Annotated in this window: 13 protein-coding genes; all 13 read right to left on the minus strand. The window is 38.7% G+C overall.

All coding sequences use genetic code 11. The annotated features are described in order from the left end of the window. Window positions 1-45 precede the first annotated feature (45 nt). The 13 genes from J4E76_RS11405 to J4E76_RS11465 are packed head-to-tail and all read right to left on the minus strand — an operon-like array spanning window position 46 to window position 15,783. The gene (locus J4E76_RS11405) at window positions 46-1,269 is read right to left on the minus strand and encodes a nucleotidyltransferase family protein (protein ID WP_208504273.1); all 1,224 of its coding nucleotides are present in this window, start codon (window positions 1,267-1,269) and stop codon (window positions 46-48) included. Window positions 1,270-1,305: 36 nt separating this feature from the next. Then, entirely contained in the window at window positions 1,306-3,084 is a 1,779-nt protein-coding gene (locus tag J4E76_RS11410; RefSeq protein WP_208504275.1) for an ABC transporter ATP-binding protein, read from the minus strand. 38 nt (window positions 3,085-3,122) lie between these two features. Beyond that, on the minus strand, window positions 3,123-4,136 hold the full coding sequence (locus J4E76_RS11415) for a glycosyltransferase family 4 protein (RefSeq protein WP_208504276.1): 1,014 nt from the start codon (window positions 4,134-4,136) through the stop codon (window positions 3,123-3,125). A 20-nt stretch (window positions 4,137-4,156) separates the two neighbouring features. Further along, window positions 4,157-5,062 (minus strand): NAD(P)-dependent oxidoreductase, encoded by a 906-nt coding sequence (locus J4E76_RS11420; RefSeq protein WP_208504278.1) that lies wholly within the window; start codon window positions 5,060-5,062, stop codon window positions 4,157-4,159. Between the two features lie 2 nt (window positions 5,063-5,064). Next, complete coding sequence (locus J4E76_RS11425) at window positions 5,065-6,285, minus strand: glycosyltransferase family 4 protein (RefSeq protein ID WP_208504279.1); 1,221 nt, start codon at window positions 6,283-6,285, stop codon at window positions 5,065-5,067. Between the two features lie 2 nt (window positions 6,286-6,287). Continuing rightward, window positions 6,288-7,574, minus strand: a complete 1,287-nt coding sequence (locus J4E76_RS11430) for a phenylacetate--CoA ligase family protein (RefSeq protein WP_208504281.1) — start codon at window positions 7,572-7,574, stop codon at window positions 6,288-6,290. Further along, window positions 7,571-8,605, minus strand: a complete 1,035-nt coding sequence (locus J4E76_RS11435) for a glycosyltransferase family 4 protein (protein ID WP_208504282.1) — start codon at window positions 8,603-8,605, stop codon at window positions 7,571-7,573. Before J4E76_RS11435 ends, J4E76_RS11430 begins: the two co-directional genes overlap by 4 nt. Before the next feature lie 3 nt (window positions 8,606-8,608). Continuing rightward, window positions 8,609-10,009: an O-antigen ligase gene (locus tag J4E76_RS11440; RefSeq protein ID WP_208504283.1), complete on the minus strand. Its 1,401-nt coding sequence runs from the start codon at window positions 10,007-10,009 to the stop codon at window positions 8,609-8,611. Between the two features lie 59 nt (window positions 10,010-10,068). Then, window positions 10,069-11,199: a glycosyltransferase family 4 protein gene (locus J4E76_RS11445; RefSeq protein WP_208504286.1), complete on the minus strand. Its 1,131-nt coding sequence runs from the start codon at window positions 11,197-11,199 to the stop codon at window positions 10,069-10,071. Next, window positions 11,196-12,302, minus strand: a complete 1,107-nt coding sequence (locus J4E76_RS11450; protein WP_208504287.1) for a glycosyltransferase family 4 protein — start codon at window positions 12,300-12,302, stop codon at window positions 11,196-11,198. Before J4E76_RS11450 ends, J4E76_RS11445 begins: the two co-directional genes overlap by 4 nt. A gap of 59 nt (window positions 12,303-12,361) precedes the next feature. After that, the gene (locus tag J4E76_RS11455) at window positions 12,362-13,186 is read right to left on the minus strand and encodes an FkbM family methyltransferase (RefSeq protein WP_208504288.1); all 825 of its coding nucleotides are present in this window, start codon (window positions 13,184-13,186) and stop codon (window positions 12,362-12,364) included. Window positions 13,187-13,224: 38 nt separating this feature from the next. Next, window positions 13,225-14,565 (minus strand): glycosyltransferase family 2 protein, encoded by a 1,341-nt coding sequence (locus J4E76_RS11460; protein WP_208504289.1) that lies wholly within the window; start codon window positions 14,563-14,565, stop codon window positions 13,225-13,227. Between the two features lie 21 nt (window positions 14,566-14,586). Then, a complete protein-coding gene (locus J4E76_RS11465; protein WP_208504291.1) occupies window positions 14,587-15,783 on the minus strand; it encodes a glycosyltransferase family 4 protein in 1,197 nt (398 codons plus the stop codon).

Consider the following 15,783-nt stretch of genomic DNA (forward strand, 5'->3'; position numbering starts at 1 on the left):
TCGAGTTTATCTTGTGTTTTCTGTTCTGCGGGAGAAGTCGATGAATTACTTTGAGAACTTATTAATCTTTACATGGGTTCTCCAAATCCGAAATGGTTTGGTAAGAAATAGCCACCAGTACTTTTTGCCTTTATTACTTTCCTCATTGATATCATAAACCGTTGGAACAAAAACCTGAGTTATGTGGTAGTATAATACCTTTAGTCTGGTACTCAGGAATTGCCTCAAGGTGAAATGAAAACGAATATCCTTAAAATAGGTATTCACATTAGCCGAATGTTCCCCAACCCAGAGTTGTTTAATTACCTGTCTTGTATGTTTTTGAATGGTTCGGTTTTGGATGACTCTTTTTGACTGTTGAGGAATTTCAATTTCGAATAGCTCATGAGCTAGACTAACCCCGAGAAGTACAATATTTCGGACCTTAAGTTTTTCGCTCTCTATCAAGAGGAACTGCCAATCAATTTTATCATTAAACCTTAAGAGAATAGCGGCTATATCGCATATATACTTGAGTCGATTCCAACGGTCTTCTCCACCGTGGTGTAAGCTTGTTGTAAGTAGAAGCCCCTCGGGAGTAAGCATATTTATACTTGTACCAAAAAAATCTTGTTTTCGAGTGAATGGAAAAATGTCAAGGTAATCTAGATCCGTTTGCCATCGCTTAAAGCCTATTTTCCAATGTGGTTCTACGTGATATTTTCTCTTTCCAGCTTCGTAAAGGTCAAAATTGTATTCAAAATTCTGTTTGAAGAATTTCTCTTCAAAGTGTTCAGGAATGTCCTTGGAAGCTACATAACCTCTTTTTAGTAGTACATCTCGAATTGTAGAAAAATCTTCGAGCTTCATAAGCAGGTCGACATCAGACATCTCTCTCAGTCCTATATCTCCATAAGCTTGTCTGGCCAATATGACCCCTTTGTAAGGAATCACTTCTAAACCTTTTTTCGATATAAGGCCTATTAGTTGGACCATTTCACGAGCATGATCCATGTTGACGTAAGATTGCCGTCTGCCGAGGGTCTCAAACTTATTAAAAAATTTTTGGGGGATTTTTCTCCGATCATTCCACAAGTACATCCCTTGAAACACTAGCGGTCTTACACTATGGTAGGTCGTGAATCTTTCAAATTTCAACCAGTCAATGGTGTCGATATCAAAATCACACGGTTGATCAAAATCCTTGGCATGTAATGCTATATGACAGAAATGTAGAAGAGCTCGCCACTCGGTGTTTTGTGTGATTCTTTTTCCGACTGCCAATTTCATATTAAGCTTTGTGGTCTAAAATACACCATGATGGTTTTAGAGTTGTCGGGATATCATTTCTGAATATTTGCCCTCTTGAGAAATAAGTTCATCATGGGTGCCCGATTCTACAATTTCACCTTCTTCCATTACCACTATTTTGTCAGCAATTTTCAGGTTATACAGCCTGTGAGTGACTAGGATCACAATTTTGTCTTTAGCCATTTCTTTCAGTGCCTCAAAAATAATGTGTTCTGTCAGTGGGTCAATAGCACTCGTAGGCTCATCGGCAATAATTATCTCGGCTTGATTAAAAAACATACGAGCCAATGCTATTTTCTGCCACTGTCCAATACTCAATTCTGTTCCAGAGCCAAATACTCTTCCAAGGCGCTGCTGGTAACCCATTGGAAGTTTTTGGATAAACTCATCTGCCCCTGTAAGTTGAGCAAAATCTTCTGCTTTACGATGAATTTTGTTTTCCAGGTCACTCAGGCGAATATTTTCTTCAATAGTAAGATAGAATTTGGCGAAGTCTTGGAATGTAATACTCATCTTACTTCTCAAGTCTGAAAGCCTGAGTGATTTATAGTCTTTCCCATCCAGATAGATAGCTCCTTGAGTAGGATCATAGAGCCGAGCAATTAGTTTCACCAATGTACTCTTTCCTGAGCCATTATTACCTACAAGTGCTGTGACTTGGCCTTTTAATAGGTCTAGAGAGATGTTGTTTATAGCCTTGGACTCCGTTTGCGGGTACTGAAATGAGATTTTCACTAATTCGATACCAGCTTGGATAGGCTCTGCTGCTGGTAAATCATCTTGACTATCGATTATTTTTGGTTTTAAGAGCATGAATGCCCGTAAATGAAAAAGGAACATCCGATGTTCTAATAGATTTACCGTGGCTTGCAAAGCTCCTGACAGACTCGATTTACCTTTCTGAAATAAGGGAAGAAAAATCGCCAAGTCTCCTATAGAGATAAGCCCGTTAAATGCTCTAAACGTTAAAAAGACATAACTGAAAATCTCAGCGACAACTTCAATCAGTTTGCCGCCAATGCTCATACGTATCCTCAGGTTAAAAAGAGTTCTTTTTTCTGAGAAGAGAATTCTTTTAAGCTCTATGAACTTTTTGCTCAATGGTAGACCTGAATTAAAAATCCGAACCTCCTTGGCAAACTGATGGTCTGTTATGATATGGTTCAAGTAAGCTCCTTCTCTTTCGATGGTGCTCCGTTTTTTCTCCCATTTAAAGAGTTTACTTGAAAATATGTATTTGATTATGGTTGATGGCAATACTGATATGAGGAGAAGTCCCGAAACCAATGGATGCATAATGAAAATGAAACCGCCCACGAGTAGGACAGTTATTAGGTTTTCTGCTAATTGTGTAAAGCCCAATACGAGCTGAATTGGTGCATGTCCACCATGACGCTGAGCGAGAAAATAAGAATCATGAAAATCAGGATCATCGTATAGCTCCAAATCAACCTCTAGAGATTTCCTTTGCAACATGCCTGCGACATAGTCGCTGACCTTCTGTTGTTGCAGGCCCTCGATGTATTGAGAGATGGACTGTACAATGGCGTTAAGTAACATTGTAAACCCTATAATGAATAGGTAATTAACCACTTCAGTCCTTACCTCTTCATTCATCTGAATACCAGAAGAGACCAAATCGATTAATAACTTGAAAAAATATAGTTGTAAAAGAGGTAAGAGGGCTTTAAAGCCCATGACGGTCAGTCTGGCCAGAGTGTATTTCCTCGAACTAATCCATACAATACGCAGTGCATAGAAGTATTGACTAAGAATGTCTTTTAACTTGGTCAAAATGATGTATTCTCGAATAAGTCGTTTAGTGAATTGATCTAAGCAGCAAGCGATTGTGCCTTAGAATGCTCTGTAATCATGCTCTCTTTTCTTCTCATGAATACGTACTTGACAGGTACGTAAATGAATATAAGAAAAAGGGCCATAGAAATATTTACCCAAACCAAGTTGAACTCTGCTGGAATAACATAAACTAGTAGAAACACATTCAATAAAGCTTGAAGTGTGGCATAGATTGTAGAGACGAATATATGTGGGAGTCTTCCTTCGTTGGCCATAAACTGATACAAGTGCAATCTATGCCCTTTTAGAATATTCTGTCCCATCAAAATTCGTTGTATAATCGTAAGCACAGTATCTACTCCATAAACCCCGAATAGCCATATATAAATTAAGCTCTGTTGCTGCCAACATAGTAAGCCCACGAGAAACACTACTATAAAGGCTAGGGATACGCTACCAACATCCCCAGCAAAGCAACGAGCCTTCTTACGTGCATTGAAAAAGCTAAATATTATGACCGAAATAATTGGCATGACGATTAACTCCTCGGCTACCACCAATTGTCCTATTCTATAAAGATAAAAGAGGGTGCCAAGTAAGACAAGGCTATAGAAGGCGGTAATACCATTGATCCCATCCATAAAATTATAGAAGTTGATGGAAGACATTGCCATAAATAGAAAGAGGCCCCATTGCCACCATTCAATCTGCCCTTGTGTAATCTGAGTGATTAGTAAAACAACGGCTATCAACTGAATCCCTAACCTTGAACGTTTGGACTTTTCTTTTATATCGTCTAAGAAGCTAATGGTAGAAATGGCGAAGAAACCTAGTAGGAAATAGGGAATATCAAAGCCTTGTTTTATCGCGAAAATGAGAATGGCCAGTACGAATATAATTCCACCACCCCTAACCGTTGTGATTGAGTGACTACTTCTTTCATTCGGCTTGTCTATTATGTGATATTTTCGTGCTAATCTAATATAAAGACTAAGCCCTAAAAACAAGAACATAGACAATAGTGCATATTGCACCATTTGTGTGTTCATTAATAATGCGTTTTGGTTCTTTATTCAAAAGAATCTAAGACCTTTTGAGGTGACCAAGTTAAGATTCTTCTAGCTTTTTCATCAGAAAATGTCAAAGAATTCGTCATTTTAATGAGTGCTGAGCTATTAAAGGGTGCATGTTTCTTCAATAGTATATAGAGAATATCTCCAACCTTAGCCAAGATTTCGGCCACCGAAATTGGAATATGGTATGGTTCAGTTATGTTGAATTTTTTCGAAATTACAGAGGTTAATTCTACAAAACTGGGATGATAGCCGTCAGTCAAATTAAATATACCACCCGTCTCCGACAATTTAGGTAAGATTCCAGCTATGTCGGCCGATGGGACCATCGATCTACGTGCATCCCCAGCTCCAATATGGAAAAAATACCTTCCCCGAAGAGCTTTGATCATTTTACCCAAGTTGCCAGGTGGGTTCGGTCCGGCTATAAGAGGGAGTCTTAAAATACCTATTTTAACATTGTGCGATTTACCCCATTCTTGTACGGCATCTTCCGCCATTTTTTTGCTTTGGCCATAAGGGTCAGATGCGTTGAGTGAGGTGTTCTCGTCAAGTAGTAGACCCATTTCTCTACCATATACAGCTACCGAGCTAATCAGAATGAAGGATTTTGGTAGAGATTCTGATTGTTCAATACCCTCTAAGAGGTTAAGTGTACCCTGATAGTTGACCTTGAAAAACTCATCAGCCTGATTCTTATTTTTTGGAACCGAATGTGCTTTGCCAGCACAGTGTATTACAATATCATACGAAGATTCGAATTTTGGAGATTCAGTGGATAAATCACAAATGATGTGATTTTGGTGAGACCTTCCCAAAGAATGAATACTTGCTTCTGAAGAGAGGTTCTTAGAAATGGCCTTCCCCAAAAAACCACTGGCTCCAGTTATGAGATATTTCATCATCAATTCCTTCGTTTTTGTGATCGGTTGAGATGGTTTAATGCGATGAGACTCGCTAAGTATTCATGTGACAAATTGTCTCTGTTAAAGTCTGTCTCGGCCAACCTCAAGGCATTTGCAGACATTTCTTTATGCAGTGTATGATTCTTCGATAAGAGTATCATCGCATCGGCAAATTCTTTTGGTTGATCTGAACTTACATTAATACCGCAATGCTCGGTATCCACTAGATCCTTTATCCAACCTTTGGTCGACTGGATTACGGGCACTCCCGCAGCAAAAGTGTCGAACATTTTATTAGGAGAACTTGTATGCAGTACTTCAAAATCTTTAAAGGTGACAAAGCTTGCCGTGGCGATAGAGAACCATTTGGCTACTTCTGTTTTCGGGACGAGGCCCATGAAGTGGATATTAGGATTACCTGTCATCACAGCCTGTTCTTCTAACTTTTCTCGTTCAGCCCCGTCTCCCACTAATACGAGACTTATTGCCTCATTCCTAAGCTCTCCCATGGCAGATATAATTTGACTGCAATCATCCATCAGACCCAAAGAGCCGGCATATAGAAAAATCTTGTTGTCACCAATGACTGATGGCATATGTATAGGTACTGTTGGGCTTATTTGGAAGACTTCAGGATCAGAAGCATTTGGAACTACAAGCGTGCTTTTGTTAGGGAACCTTTTGTTAATAGAAGCTTCCATTCCAATACTACATGGTATTATCAAATTGGCTTTTTTATAGCAGAGTGCTTCAAACCATAAAGCTAGTCTGCTTTGCCACCCTGTCTTAATTAGACCCAGTTCAATACCACCGGATGGCCAGAGGTCCCTTACTTCAAACACTGTTGGTTTGCTTCTAAGAGTTTTTGCTAAAATCATGGGCAATCCAACGGTAATCGGACCCGAGGAAGAGATTAATACGTCATATGATTGGAATATTGCATAGAAAGAAGATACAAGAGCGAATCGTATGGCTCTGAATGCACGAGTGGAAATTGACAGTTTGTTTGAATCTCCTGAATTTACCACAATCAATTTAATGCCTTCAATCTCCTTACGAGTAATAAAACCGTCCGGTCGAATATCTGACTTATCATAGGGTGCAGTGACCACAGTGACCTCATGTCCCTCTGTTACCCACCTTTTGGTCAACTCATAGGCACGTGTGCTCCAACTACCCTTGGGTGTACCGAAGTATTGATAAAAGAGTAGTATTTTCAAGGTTATTCTATCTTGGATATGAAGTCCTTCAGCTTTTCTGAGTAGGAGTGAAAGTTTTGAGAGAATATAACGGAAATTGTTATATCACTTTTGAAGTATTTTTCGAATTCTGTTCTAATAAGTTTCTCGCCTTGGTTTGAAAATGGCTCCTTGATTAAAACAACCAGACTTCCTTTTTTCTCTTGGACGCATTGATAATTGAACTTTAAACCATATTTGAAAAACAGATTCTTGAAGACATAGTAAAGAGTAAGACTTGGGTACTTATGGAGTTCTCCATAAATGTTTTTTCCGACTCTTCCACGCACTTCTTCTATCACCAGGTGTTCCATCCCACATGCGCAGGTGTCGGACTCTGAAAGTTTTATATAATCGCCCAGTTTATACCGTATAATCGGAAAAGAATGTGCTATTAAATTGGTGACAATAATTTCACCTTCTTCCACTTCTAAAAGAACATTTTCCATAGTCACATGCATGTTGCCAGCAGCACATTCAAAGGCCACTATACTTGCTTCTGCTGCACCATATTCACTGATCATTTTCCTGCCAAAGGCCTTATTTATCTCCTCTTGATAATGCGGGTGAATTTTTTCAGAAGTACCTTTTATCATTTTGAGTTTAGGCAAATGCATAGTGATTTGTTGCTGATTTATAAGCTTTGCCAGTTCATAAATCACACTGGAATACCCATGCATGTAGGTCGTTGATTTTAGTTTTCCTATGAGCCTGGAAAGTGTTTCGGGTCGATAGTCGAAGACTCGATAGCGATTTTGAAGAATATCCAGTATTCGGGTCTTTAGTTTTTTACTGGTTTCAATATTATACCCCCAGAAGTAGATGTTACTTTCCCAGGGAAGTACATTATACCAGCTTTGACCTCTTAAAATAGCCGCCCTGTTGGCAGAATCCCATTGTTCATTCCGCCAAAATGTGAGTGTTTGTCCAGAGCTTCCTGAGGTTTCACAATAGAATTTTTTATTAAAATTGAGATGAGTATGAATTTTATCATTCTCTGAAATAAGCTGTTCCTTACTTACTGGAGGGAGTTGCTTTAGATCATCCAGTGAATGAATCACTGGGTCAAAACCATGTTTTCTAAAGTAGTTTTTGTAAAACAAGGAATGTTTTTCGGCTATGAGTAAAAGTTTTTTGACCTCTTTTAGCTGATATTCCTTGAGTCTGCCAAGTTCCCAACGTTCTGTCTCTTTAAGAAAGTCGTACCAATCGTAGAGCCCAGGGTTTCTATGTTTAACACCTGCCAGATATGTAGCTTTTGCCAGACTCATTTAAGAATACTTAACCATTGAGGTCTTATCCTGTCCCAAGAGTAACCCTCAGCAGTAGTTCTAGCGTTCTCAGATAATTGTTGAACAAAGTCGTCATCATTCAGACGTTCTATTGCATATACGAAAGCATGTGTATTATTAGGTTCTACCAAAATCGCATTCTTATTGGAATCAAGTATATGTGGAATACCTCCAACATTGGTACTAATAACTGGCAAGCCCAAAGCCATTGCTTCGATTACACTAACTGGACTGTTATCAACATTGGTGGTGTTGATGAAGACGTCATATTCATTTGCTAAAAGAACCCATTCTTTCTTAGTCAATTTACCAGTGATCCTTAAATGATCTTCAACTCCCAATTCCTTTGCAAGCTCTTCTACTTGACTTTGAGATCCATCCTTGTCTGGCCCAACCATACAGAGCTCTGCTTGTTTGTATCCACCAGCTACTAGTTCATGTAAAACTCTAACTGCAAGCATTGGATTATAAATCTTATGAAAAGAACGAACCCAAAGTAACTTTATCCTTCCATCGACAAATACGAATTTGCTGGGTCGTTTGAATCGGTAATCAGATAAATCAATTGGATTTGGTACTACTTCATAGTTAATACCACTATGCACTTTCTTCATTTCTGTTTTCAAGTAGTCAGAAGGGCAGACGACTTTGAAGGCTTCTCGTAAATATTTGGTTATTAATTTTGGTGATTTATTTAATCGTTTGGGTAGCTCGCCACCATGCAGAACAGGGATATATTTTAGGTTGAACCAATTTGCCAATCTGGCTGACGTCCAAGCAAAATGAAAGGCCGAAGTACTGTAAGTATCAATGATTAGGTAGTCAAATCCCCTGTTTTTTACAACAGTCAACCACATATGGAGTATTCGAAGGAATTGATTTTTTACATGCGAAGCTTTTACTATTTCAAACTCAGTACTTAGATAGCGCGTCAAAGTTTCGATGGTAGTTGGAGCAAGACCATGATGAGATAAGTCGTTCCCAAGGTAAAGTAACTTTATTGGCTTCATTGGTCAATCGCTACTGATTTTGATAAAAGCAAGACCAAAGAATAACGGAGTAATAAAGGTCCTCATGGCAGAATGCATTGAAGTAAGTATAGCCATGGTCATACAAAAAATGATCACTGCTTTGTCAAACGCGCGTTTTCTCGAAAAGTATAGGTAAAAAGGTATTACTAGGAAGAGTATGGAAATAATAAAACCAAACAAGCCATGCTCTGCCAGTAGTCTTGAGATTTCTATGTGTGCTTCTATATTTGATGATCCCATTTGTTCTCTGACTTGTGGAGAACTTCCGACCCCGACACCAAACACAAAGTTATTCATCCACACTTCTATGTCTGCCAAGAATATTTCCCATCGACCCGTTGTTAAAAGATTGAAGTCCTTTTCCTGAGTACCCGCAAAAGTCTTATTGGTTTCTCCTAGGTAGCGCAATAACAATAAGTTATCGGTTACTTTATTTAAAAAATAGAAGAGCAGAGGCATAAGAACACATAAAACACTAACCAAGGCAACGTTAATTTTCCTTACCGAGAAAGAGGTATTTCCCTTTTTGACAAACAAGAAGACCAATAGAATGCCTATAGCAGGACTTACGACTCCTCCTCGCGAAAATGATAGTAAGGCCCACGCCAAGAATATGCTTGGGACTACAATATTTAGTAGTGAGTTCTTAAAAAGTGGTATTCGTAGTAACCATAACCAAATACCCAAACCACCTGCAAGACCAAGAATTGTAGAGACTTGATTTGATCCGAAACCGCCAGTAAGCTCAAAATTTGCACCAAGGCTAAAATCTATTTCATCAAATGTTGGTGCGCGAAAAATAGAGTATGTCAGAATTGGAATTGAACCGAGAATGAAAAAACGAAACAGGCCTGCAATTTCATCCTTAGTCAAGGTGCGATTTGCAAAGTAGATTACGGCTAGACAGAGGTTTATAAGACCGAATACATTGAAAGTGAGTGTCTGTAAAATTTTTTCTGAAGTAGCCGTAGCCATAAAAATGGCAGGTAGTGTTAGAATTAAAATGAATAGGCCTACAAGACCCTTTGATTTACTTCTATTGATAATAATTCCCACAATCAACAATAGCATGCCTAGGTATTTGGCAACTTCCCATGGCAAAAATGGACTCGCACTTACCATTCTAGAAAAAACTTCTAACGGAATGATATACATCAATAAATAAGGCAGTGTGAGGTGCTTGTTTTTTATTGAAGCTGAAAAGAAGGTCAAAAGTAATACGTAAACCCAAGCTATATAGACATAGGGAAACAGTAGGCCACTGAGTCCCAGAACTATATGAATCATTGATAATTGAAGGTAATTGCCTCGGGTGAGCCACATCCATAAAGATTGAGGGCTCCTGCGATGGTTACCGGCAGAGTCAATTAATCTACTATACATACTTCAATGTAGGGCACCAATATTGAACATTCATAGTATTATTTAAATATTCTCTCGAGTCAGGAATCTCTATCCGATTGATTGAAAACCCATTTATCCAATTTTTCGGAGAACGCCCGAAATGTAAATAACCTTGAGACTAACCTCGCTGATTGGGCCTTATTTCTTAGGCCTGAATCAAAAACAGTTGAGCTTAGAAAATTTTCAAAAGTACTCGCTGTGACATCCCAAATAAACCCATTTGTTTCATTAATATATTGAGGAATACTTGATACGTTTGAAACAACTGGCACACATCCATAGTTTGCTGCTTCTGCTATTACTTTAGGAAAGCCTTCGGATGCTGTGGTAGGCAATAGTAATAAATGAGAGCATCTATATATTTCTGAAATCTCAAGCTTATTAAGAAAGCCGTGAAAGTGGCACTTGACGGAACTATTGATGACCAAAGATTTGTATTCTTTTGAAAGGTTACCGTCTCCCACGAAATGAACCTCTTTGACCCCTTTTTCACTTAATACATGTAGGCTTTTTATTATCCTTTCCACTCCTTTTGGTTTTTCTAATCTTCCCACAAAACAAGCTGTCAACGGACCTTCATATTTTTTTATTAGAAAACATTCTTCACCTTTTTTCAAGTCTAGCAAGCTCAAGCTTGGGTTTTCAAAAGTGAAAACATGACTTTTCTGACCTTGCCAGTTGCCATTAACTGTCACTGGACGCTTTTGATAGAGTTCCAGAAATTTCTTTTGAAAGGCATAGGACATTGGTTTCTTCTTTTGAATCCAATTGCCCGCATATTTAAACCAACCCCATTTAGAACTGAACCAGGTTAGTACAGGAATCAAATAGATGCCCATGGCGGTTGGTGCTCTAAACTGGAAAATATCAGCCCTTTTTAGTTGTGTAAACACTGTCTTGATTATGATTGGAGCAGTTATTATTACTTGAAGTTTATTGTGCAGACCTGTCCCACCAAATGATGGGATACCTATGAATTCAACATTGCCAGATTCATAGGGGCTCGAGCTCCTTGGCGGAGGTGTTTTCTTGCTGAGACAAGCTACATGAATAACTTTTCCATGAGTGTTGGCTAGATGGTCAATCTCTCTTACTGTTGGTCCCCAACCACAGACTTTACCAGTAGGGTCCAAATAATGTTCGGTATGTGAGATTACCAAGATGATCATCTTACAATCTTCTGGACTAACTTCCTCCAATCATGTCGATTGGCCCAGACCTTAGATCCCCTTGAGTATTCTTCCTTATTGAGTAGAAGAGTTTTAATGGCCTCTAAAATTTCAACGGTATCATTTCCATCAACTAATATTCCATTCTCCTTAGAAATGGCATCCTCGATACCGCAACCTAAGGCACCGATGGCAGGCAAACCAAAGGCATTAGCCTCCAAGATCGCAATTCCAAAACCTTCTACGTCACCATTTGATTGGTTTTCTGAAAGCATAATGAACAGGTCGGCTGACCTGTACATTTGGTATAACTCATTGCGAGTAGGTAGCCTTCCATGAAATGTTACCGATCTCATTACTCCTAAATCAGTAGCCAAGGTTTTTAGTTCTTCTTCTTTGGTTGGAAGACCAACAACATGATAGTGAGCGTTCGGATACTTTTCTAAAACCTTAGGAAGCGCACGAATAACTCGTTGTTGGCCTTTGCGAAGTGTAACATTGCCTACAGTTAAGAAGGCCGGCTCACCTTCTAATTTAATCCGTTGCTCCTTTTCTAAGAAGTCCTCTGCATTTAATAACAATGCCTGATCCAATCCATTGGGAATAACTCTGGTTTCTTGATTAAGTCTTGGCGAAAGCAAACTTTTTGTGAATGATGAGACAGGGTAGAGGTAATCCAAACTTTGATATGACCACTTAGTTACCCAAGACTTAATGGTTTTCTTGAGATTCACTTCGTTACCATGAATAAAGCCATGAATCGTTGATTTTGTAGTATGTTTTAAAACAGCCCCTATCCACAAGGGCAAGAGCCCCGAGACAATAATTAGGTCATAGGATCTTTTTTTAGTCATCTGTCTTGCTTGTAAGACACGTCTAAAAGGTGCGAAGGGCTTATTCCTACTTACAAAACTAATTATTACAATGTTCTCTGGTGTACTTCGTTGGAATCGGTCAATTTCATCTTTAGAAGCATAGTCTTGATTACAGAGTACATCAACACTATAATCATTTGCAAGTGTTAACGCCAAACTTGCGGCATGTTGACCAATTCCACCTGGTCCTGGAGGAAATTCGGAAGTAATTATTAGAGCTCTTTTCATTTGTGGCTCTTTAAATTAAAATCAATAACAAGAAATTTAATTAAAGGTCAGTGTAAAGCTCAACAACCTATTTCTGCACCTTGTACTATATCTGCCAAGCCTTTTGGGTATTCCATTTTATGAGGCAATAGAAGTAGATGACATTTACCTCTGTCTGATATTGCTTTGGCATCCTCAATAACTTGATGATCTTTCAGGTAGTAAGTTGTGTAGTTGTTTTCAACACTCCATTGCAAAACGGCAGTGGCGTTAGTCAACATAGGCATTTCTGCTGAAGAATGCATTTCAACAAAGAACATGGTTTTCTGTTCGGCTGCTAGTACTGTACTACCTTGTAATACCAATGCTTCAGCCCCTTCAACGTCAACTTTCACCAGTTCTGGGATGTATTTGTAATAGTCATAAAGATAATCAACAGATACAGTGTCGACATAGTAATAACTGTTAACAGCGGCTGCTGTCTGAGCATGTGATTGGTACATACTGCCTGCGGCTCCTGAACCCACTGTGTAAAACTTAAGTTTTTCTCCCTTTTCTTTGCTTACAAAGGCACACCAAAAATTAACAGATTTACCAATATTGTTTAATATTAGATTTTTGGAGGCTTTTGCTAGAGCCATAGGGTTTGGGTCAACGAGTAAGGCTGTTTTTTCGGTTTCGACTAATGCCAGCAATGCTGTGTAGCCTACATTAGCTCCCAAATCGTAAAAACTACAAACGCCAGATGCTAGATGAAAAAACCATGCATCATCTTGATCAACTTCTTTTCTGACGGTACCTTTCAAGCATTTGATTGTCCTTCCAACTATTTCACTGGTGACTACTTGATCACAGTCCCTTTGCTGCTTAAGTCGGATTCCATCGATTAGTTTTTTCAAATTCATGTGATTGTTCTTTTACAAACAGATTAACCTTTACACACCTATGAGGAGAGTTGATCGATTTTCTGATTTCCCAGTTTTCTGGATGCCTGTTTCCATGACCGACACACTTGTAGAAACAAAAGAGGTATAAAAAAAAGGCTTAAAGCGGTTCCAAGGATTAATAGCACTCTGTTTCTCTTGAAAGCATATGGTACAAGGCTAGGCGGAATGTTTTTAAGTAGTGATAGAATAGCCGCCTTGTCGCCAAAATATTTTCGGTAAAAATATAGTACACTGGGAATAGGCCTTGGAGACCAAAATGATTTGGGTCTAAAGGCATCCCAGCTGCCCATTTGTCTTAGGCCTCCAGTTGGGGCTTTTACATCTTCACATGAAGCATAGGGAGTAGAAATTGAAAGAAAGCCGGTCAAATATGCTCTTAATCCAAATTCACCATCACCCATCCGCTGACCTTCAAAGTTTCTATCAAAAAGCCCAGTGGATTCAAAGACGTTTCGGTATAAACAGGCATTTCCTGTAGCAAACTGCTCTGCATATTTGAAAAAACTACGATTGGCAGGAATCTCAGCTCCCTTAGGAAAGAAAACTCCGCATGAGATATCAGCTTTCCAAAAGTCTAAACACTTTAAGTGCTCCTCTAACCAGTTTCTTTTAATGCGTACATCATCTTCTGAAAAAGCAATAATCTGACCTTTAGCTTGTTGAACTCCCTGATTCCTAGCCATCCAGAGTGCTTTCTCTTTTTGCCGAATAAGCCTAATTGACAAATTGAACTCTTCATAAAATTCAGGTTCATAAGGTTCCGATTGGTCAATCACTAATACTTCGAAATGAGGGTAGGTTTGTTGCTCTAAGTCTTGAAGGATATCTTTTAGATACGCATAGCGATTAAGTGTTGGAATAATTATTGAAACTAAAGGCTTTTCTGACAGTAGTTTACTGTCAAATCCATTGTACTCTTGAGGGTTAAAAAGCAGGGGTGCATTTTTTTGATATCTAACTGATCGTGTTCTAAACAATTCACGTAATTCCAGGAATGGATTTTTAAGTGATAATATGCGTAAAACAAATACGTACCAAACCCAATAGGTATTGAAGTTTTTACGAAGAAACCGATATTGATCGTGGATTGATATTTTGATTGGTTCCCATATATTAAGGCCTTTATCAGATGATGTTTTTTTTGAAATATAACCTTGATGAAATGCTCTATAGGCAAGGTCCCTTTTTCTTGCCTCAACGGAATGATAGCCGGAATCCTCCGCCATTATGGAGCCATCATCACGTGCAACAGATTTCGGAAAATAATTGCGAATGTGCTCTGGATATAAATTAAAATACCAAGTTGGGTGCAGGTATTTTAAAAAATCAAATATCATTTGAAGAAAGTATAGTTATCCTCATGCATTAAAAAACTGGGTGAATGCGCTTTTCTGAGCCTCAAGATCGTACTGATTAAGTACTCTATTTTGCGCCATCTTAGAAATTTGTAATAATTCATCCTGCGGCATATTAAGAATTTCCAAAAGCTGCCTCGCTATCATTGCTGAATTCCGTTTTGGAACTACCCAGCCAGTCTTTTCATGTAAAACATTTTCGGCTAAACCTTCCGCATCACTTACTATACAAAGCATACCTGCTGCTTGCGCTTCTAAAACGGTATTGCCGAAACCTTCTTGAACGGAGGGGTGCAACAAAATGTCATGAGATTTCATCAACTCTGGCACATCACTATGCGACACTTCCTCACAGACATTTACTTCACTTTCCAATCCAAGTTTGGTTTTGGTAAAAATGATACGTTCTAAGTCTTTACCACTTCCAACAATATCATACTGAAAGTTGATACCGGCCTCTTTGAGTTCTTTGAGTGCTTTTAAAGCGTATTCGTGACCTTTTTTCCAATGTAGTCGACCAATACTCAGGATTTTAAGTTTGTCAGTTCTTATAAATTGACGTTTTTCCCTTCCTACAAATTTTTTTGTATCTATCGCTGGAGTGATTTTTTTAACCCTAATGTTTGTTGGTAGTGCAAGCCTTTCGTAGGCGATCTCTAAAAGATCGTCTGAAATAGTATGAACTTTATCTAGATGCTTCCACAATTTATGATAGCAGCCTAATCCATGTTTAAGAGGGTAAACCCCAATATCATACCCACGAAAACTTGTGGACAATTTGCAATTCATGGCTTTGCCAATTACCTCTCTTCCATGGCCCATTGTTGTAAAACCGAAATGTAATGTGTCCAATCGCGGTCCGGTAAGTATGTTACCATTATTATATAAGCCACGGATGATGCTACCTATGGATTGTCCAGATTGACGGGCATACCGAATATAACGGCTTCCTCTAGAGGGGCATTTCAGAAGCATTGGTAAGCCAAAAAAAACTTGAAGGACTCTAATAACAGGTTTTGCTGAAAGAACCCATTGGTATCTGTACTTAAAAGAGGCGTCTGCATCATTGTTACGAGCACAAAAAATGATCACCTTAAAACCAGCCTCTTCCAATCCCTTTACTTTGGAGGTGAAGAAGGTCTCAGAATAACCGATCGGAGCAGGAATAACTAGGCCAATTGTCTTGTTGGTTGATTTCAT

Origin of the sequence: Roseivirga sp. E12 (genome assembly GCF_017592825.1) — a bacterium.
GTDB lineage: Bacteria > Bacteroidota > Bacteroidia > Cytophagales > Cyclobacteriaceae > Roseivirga.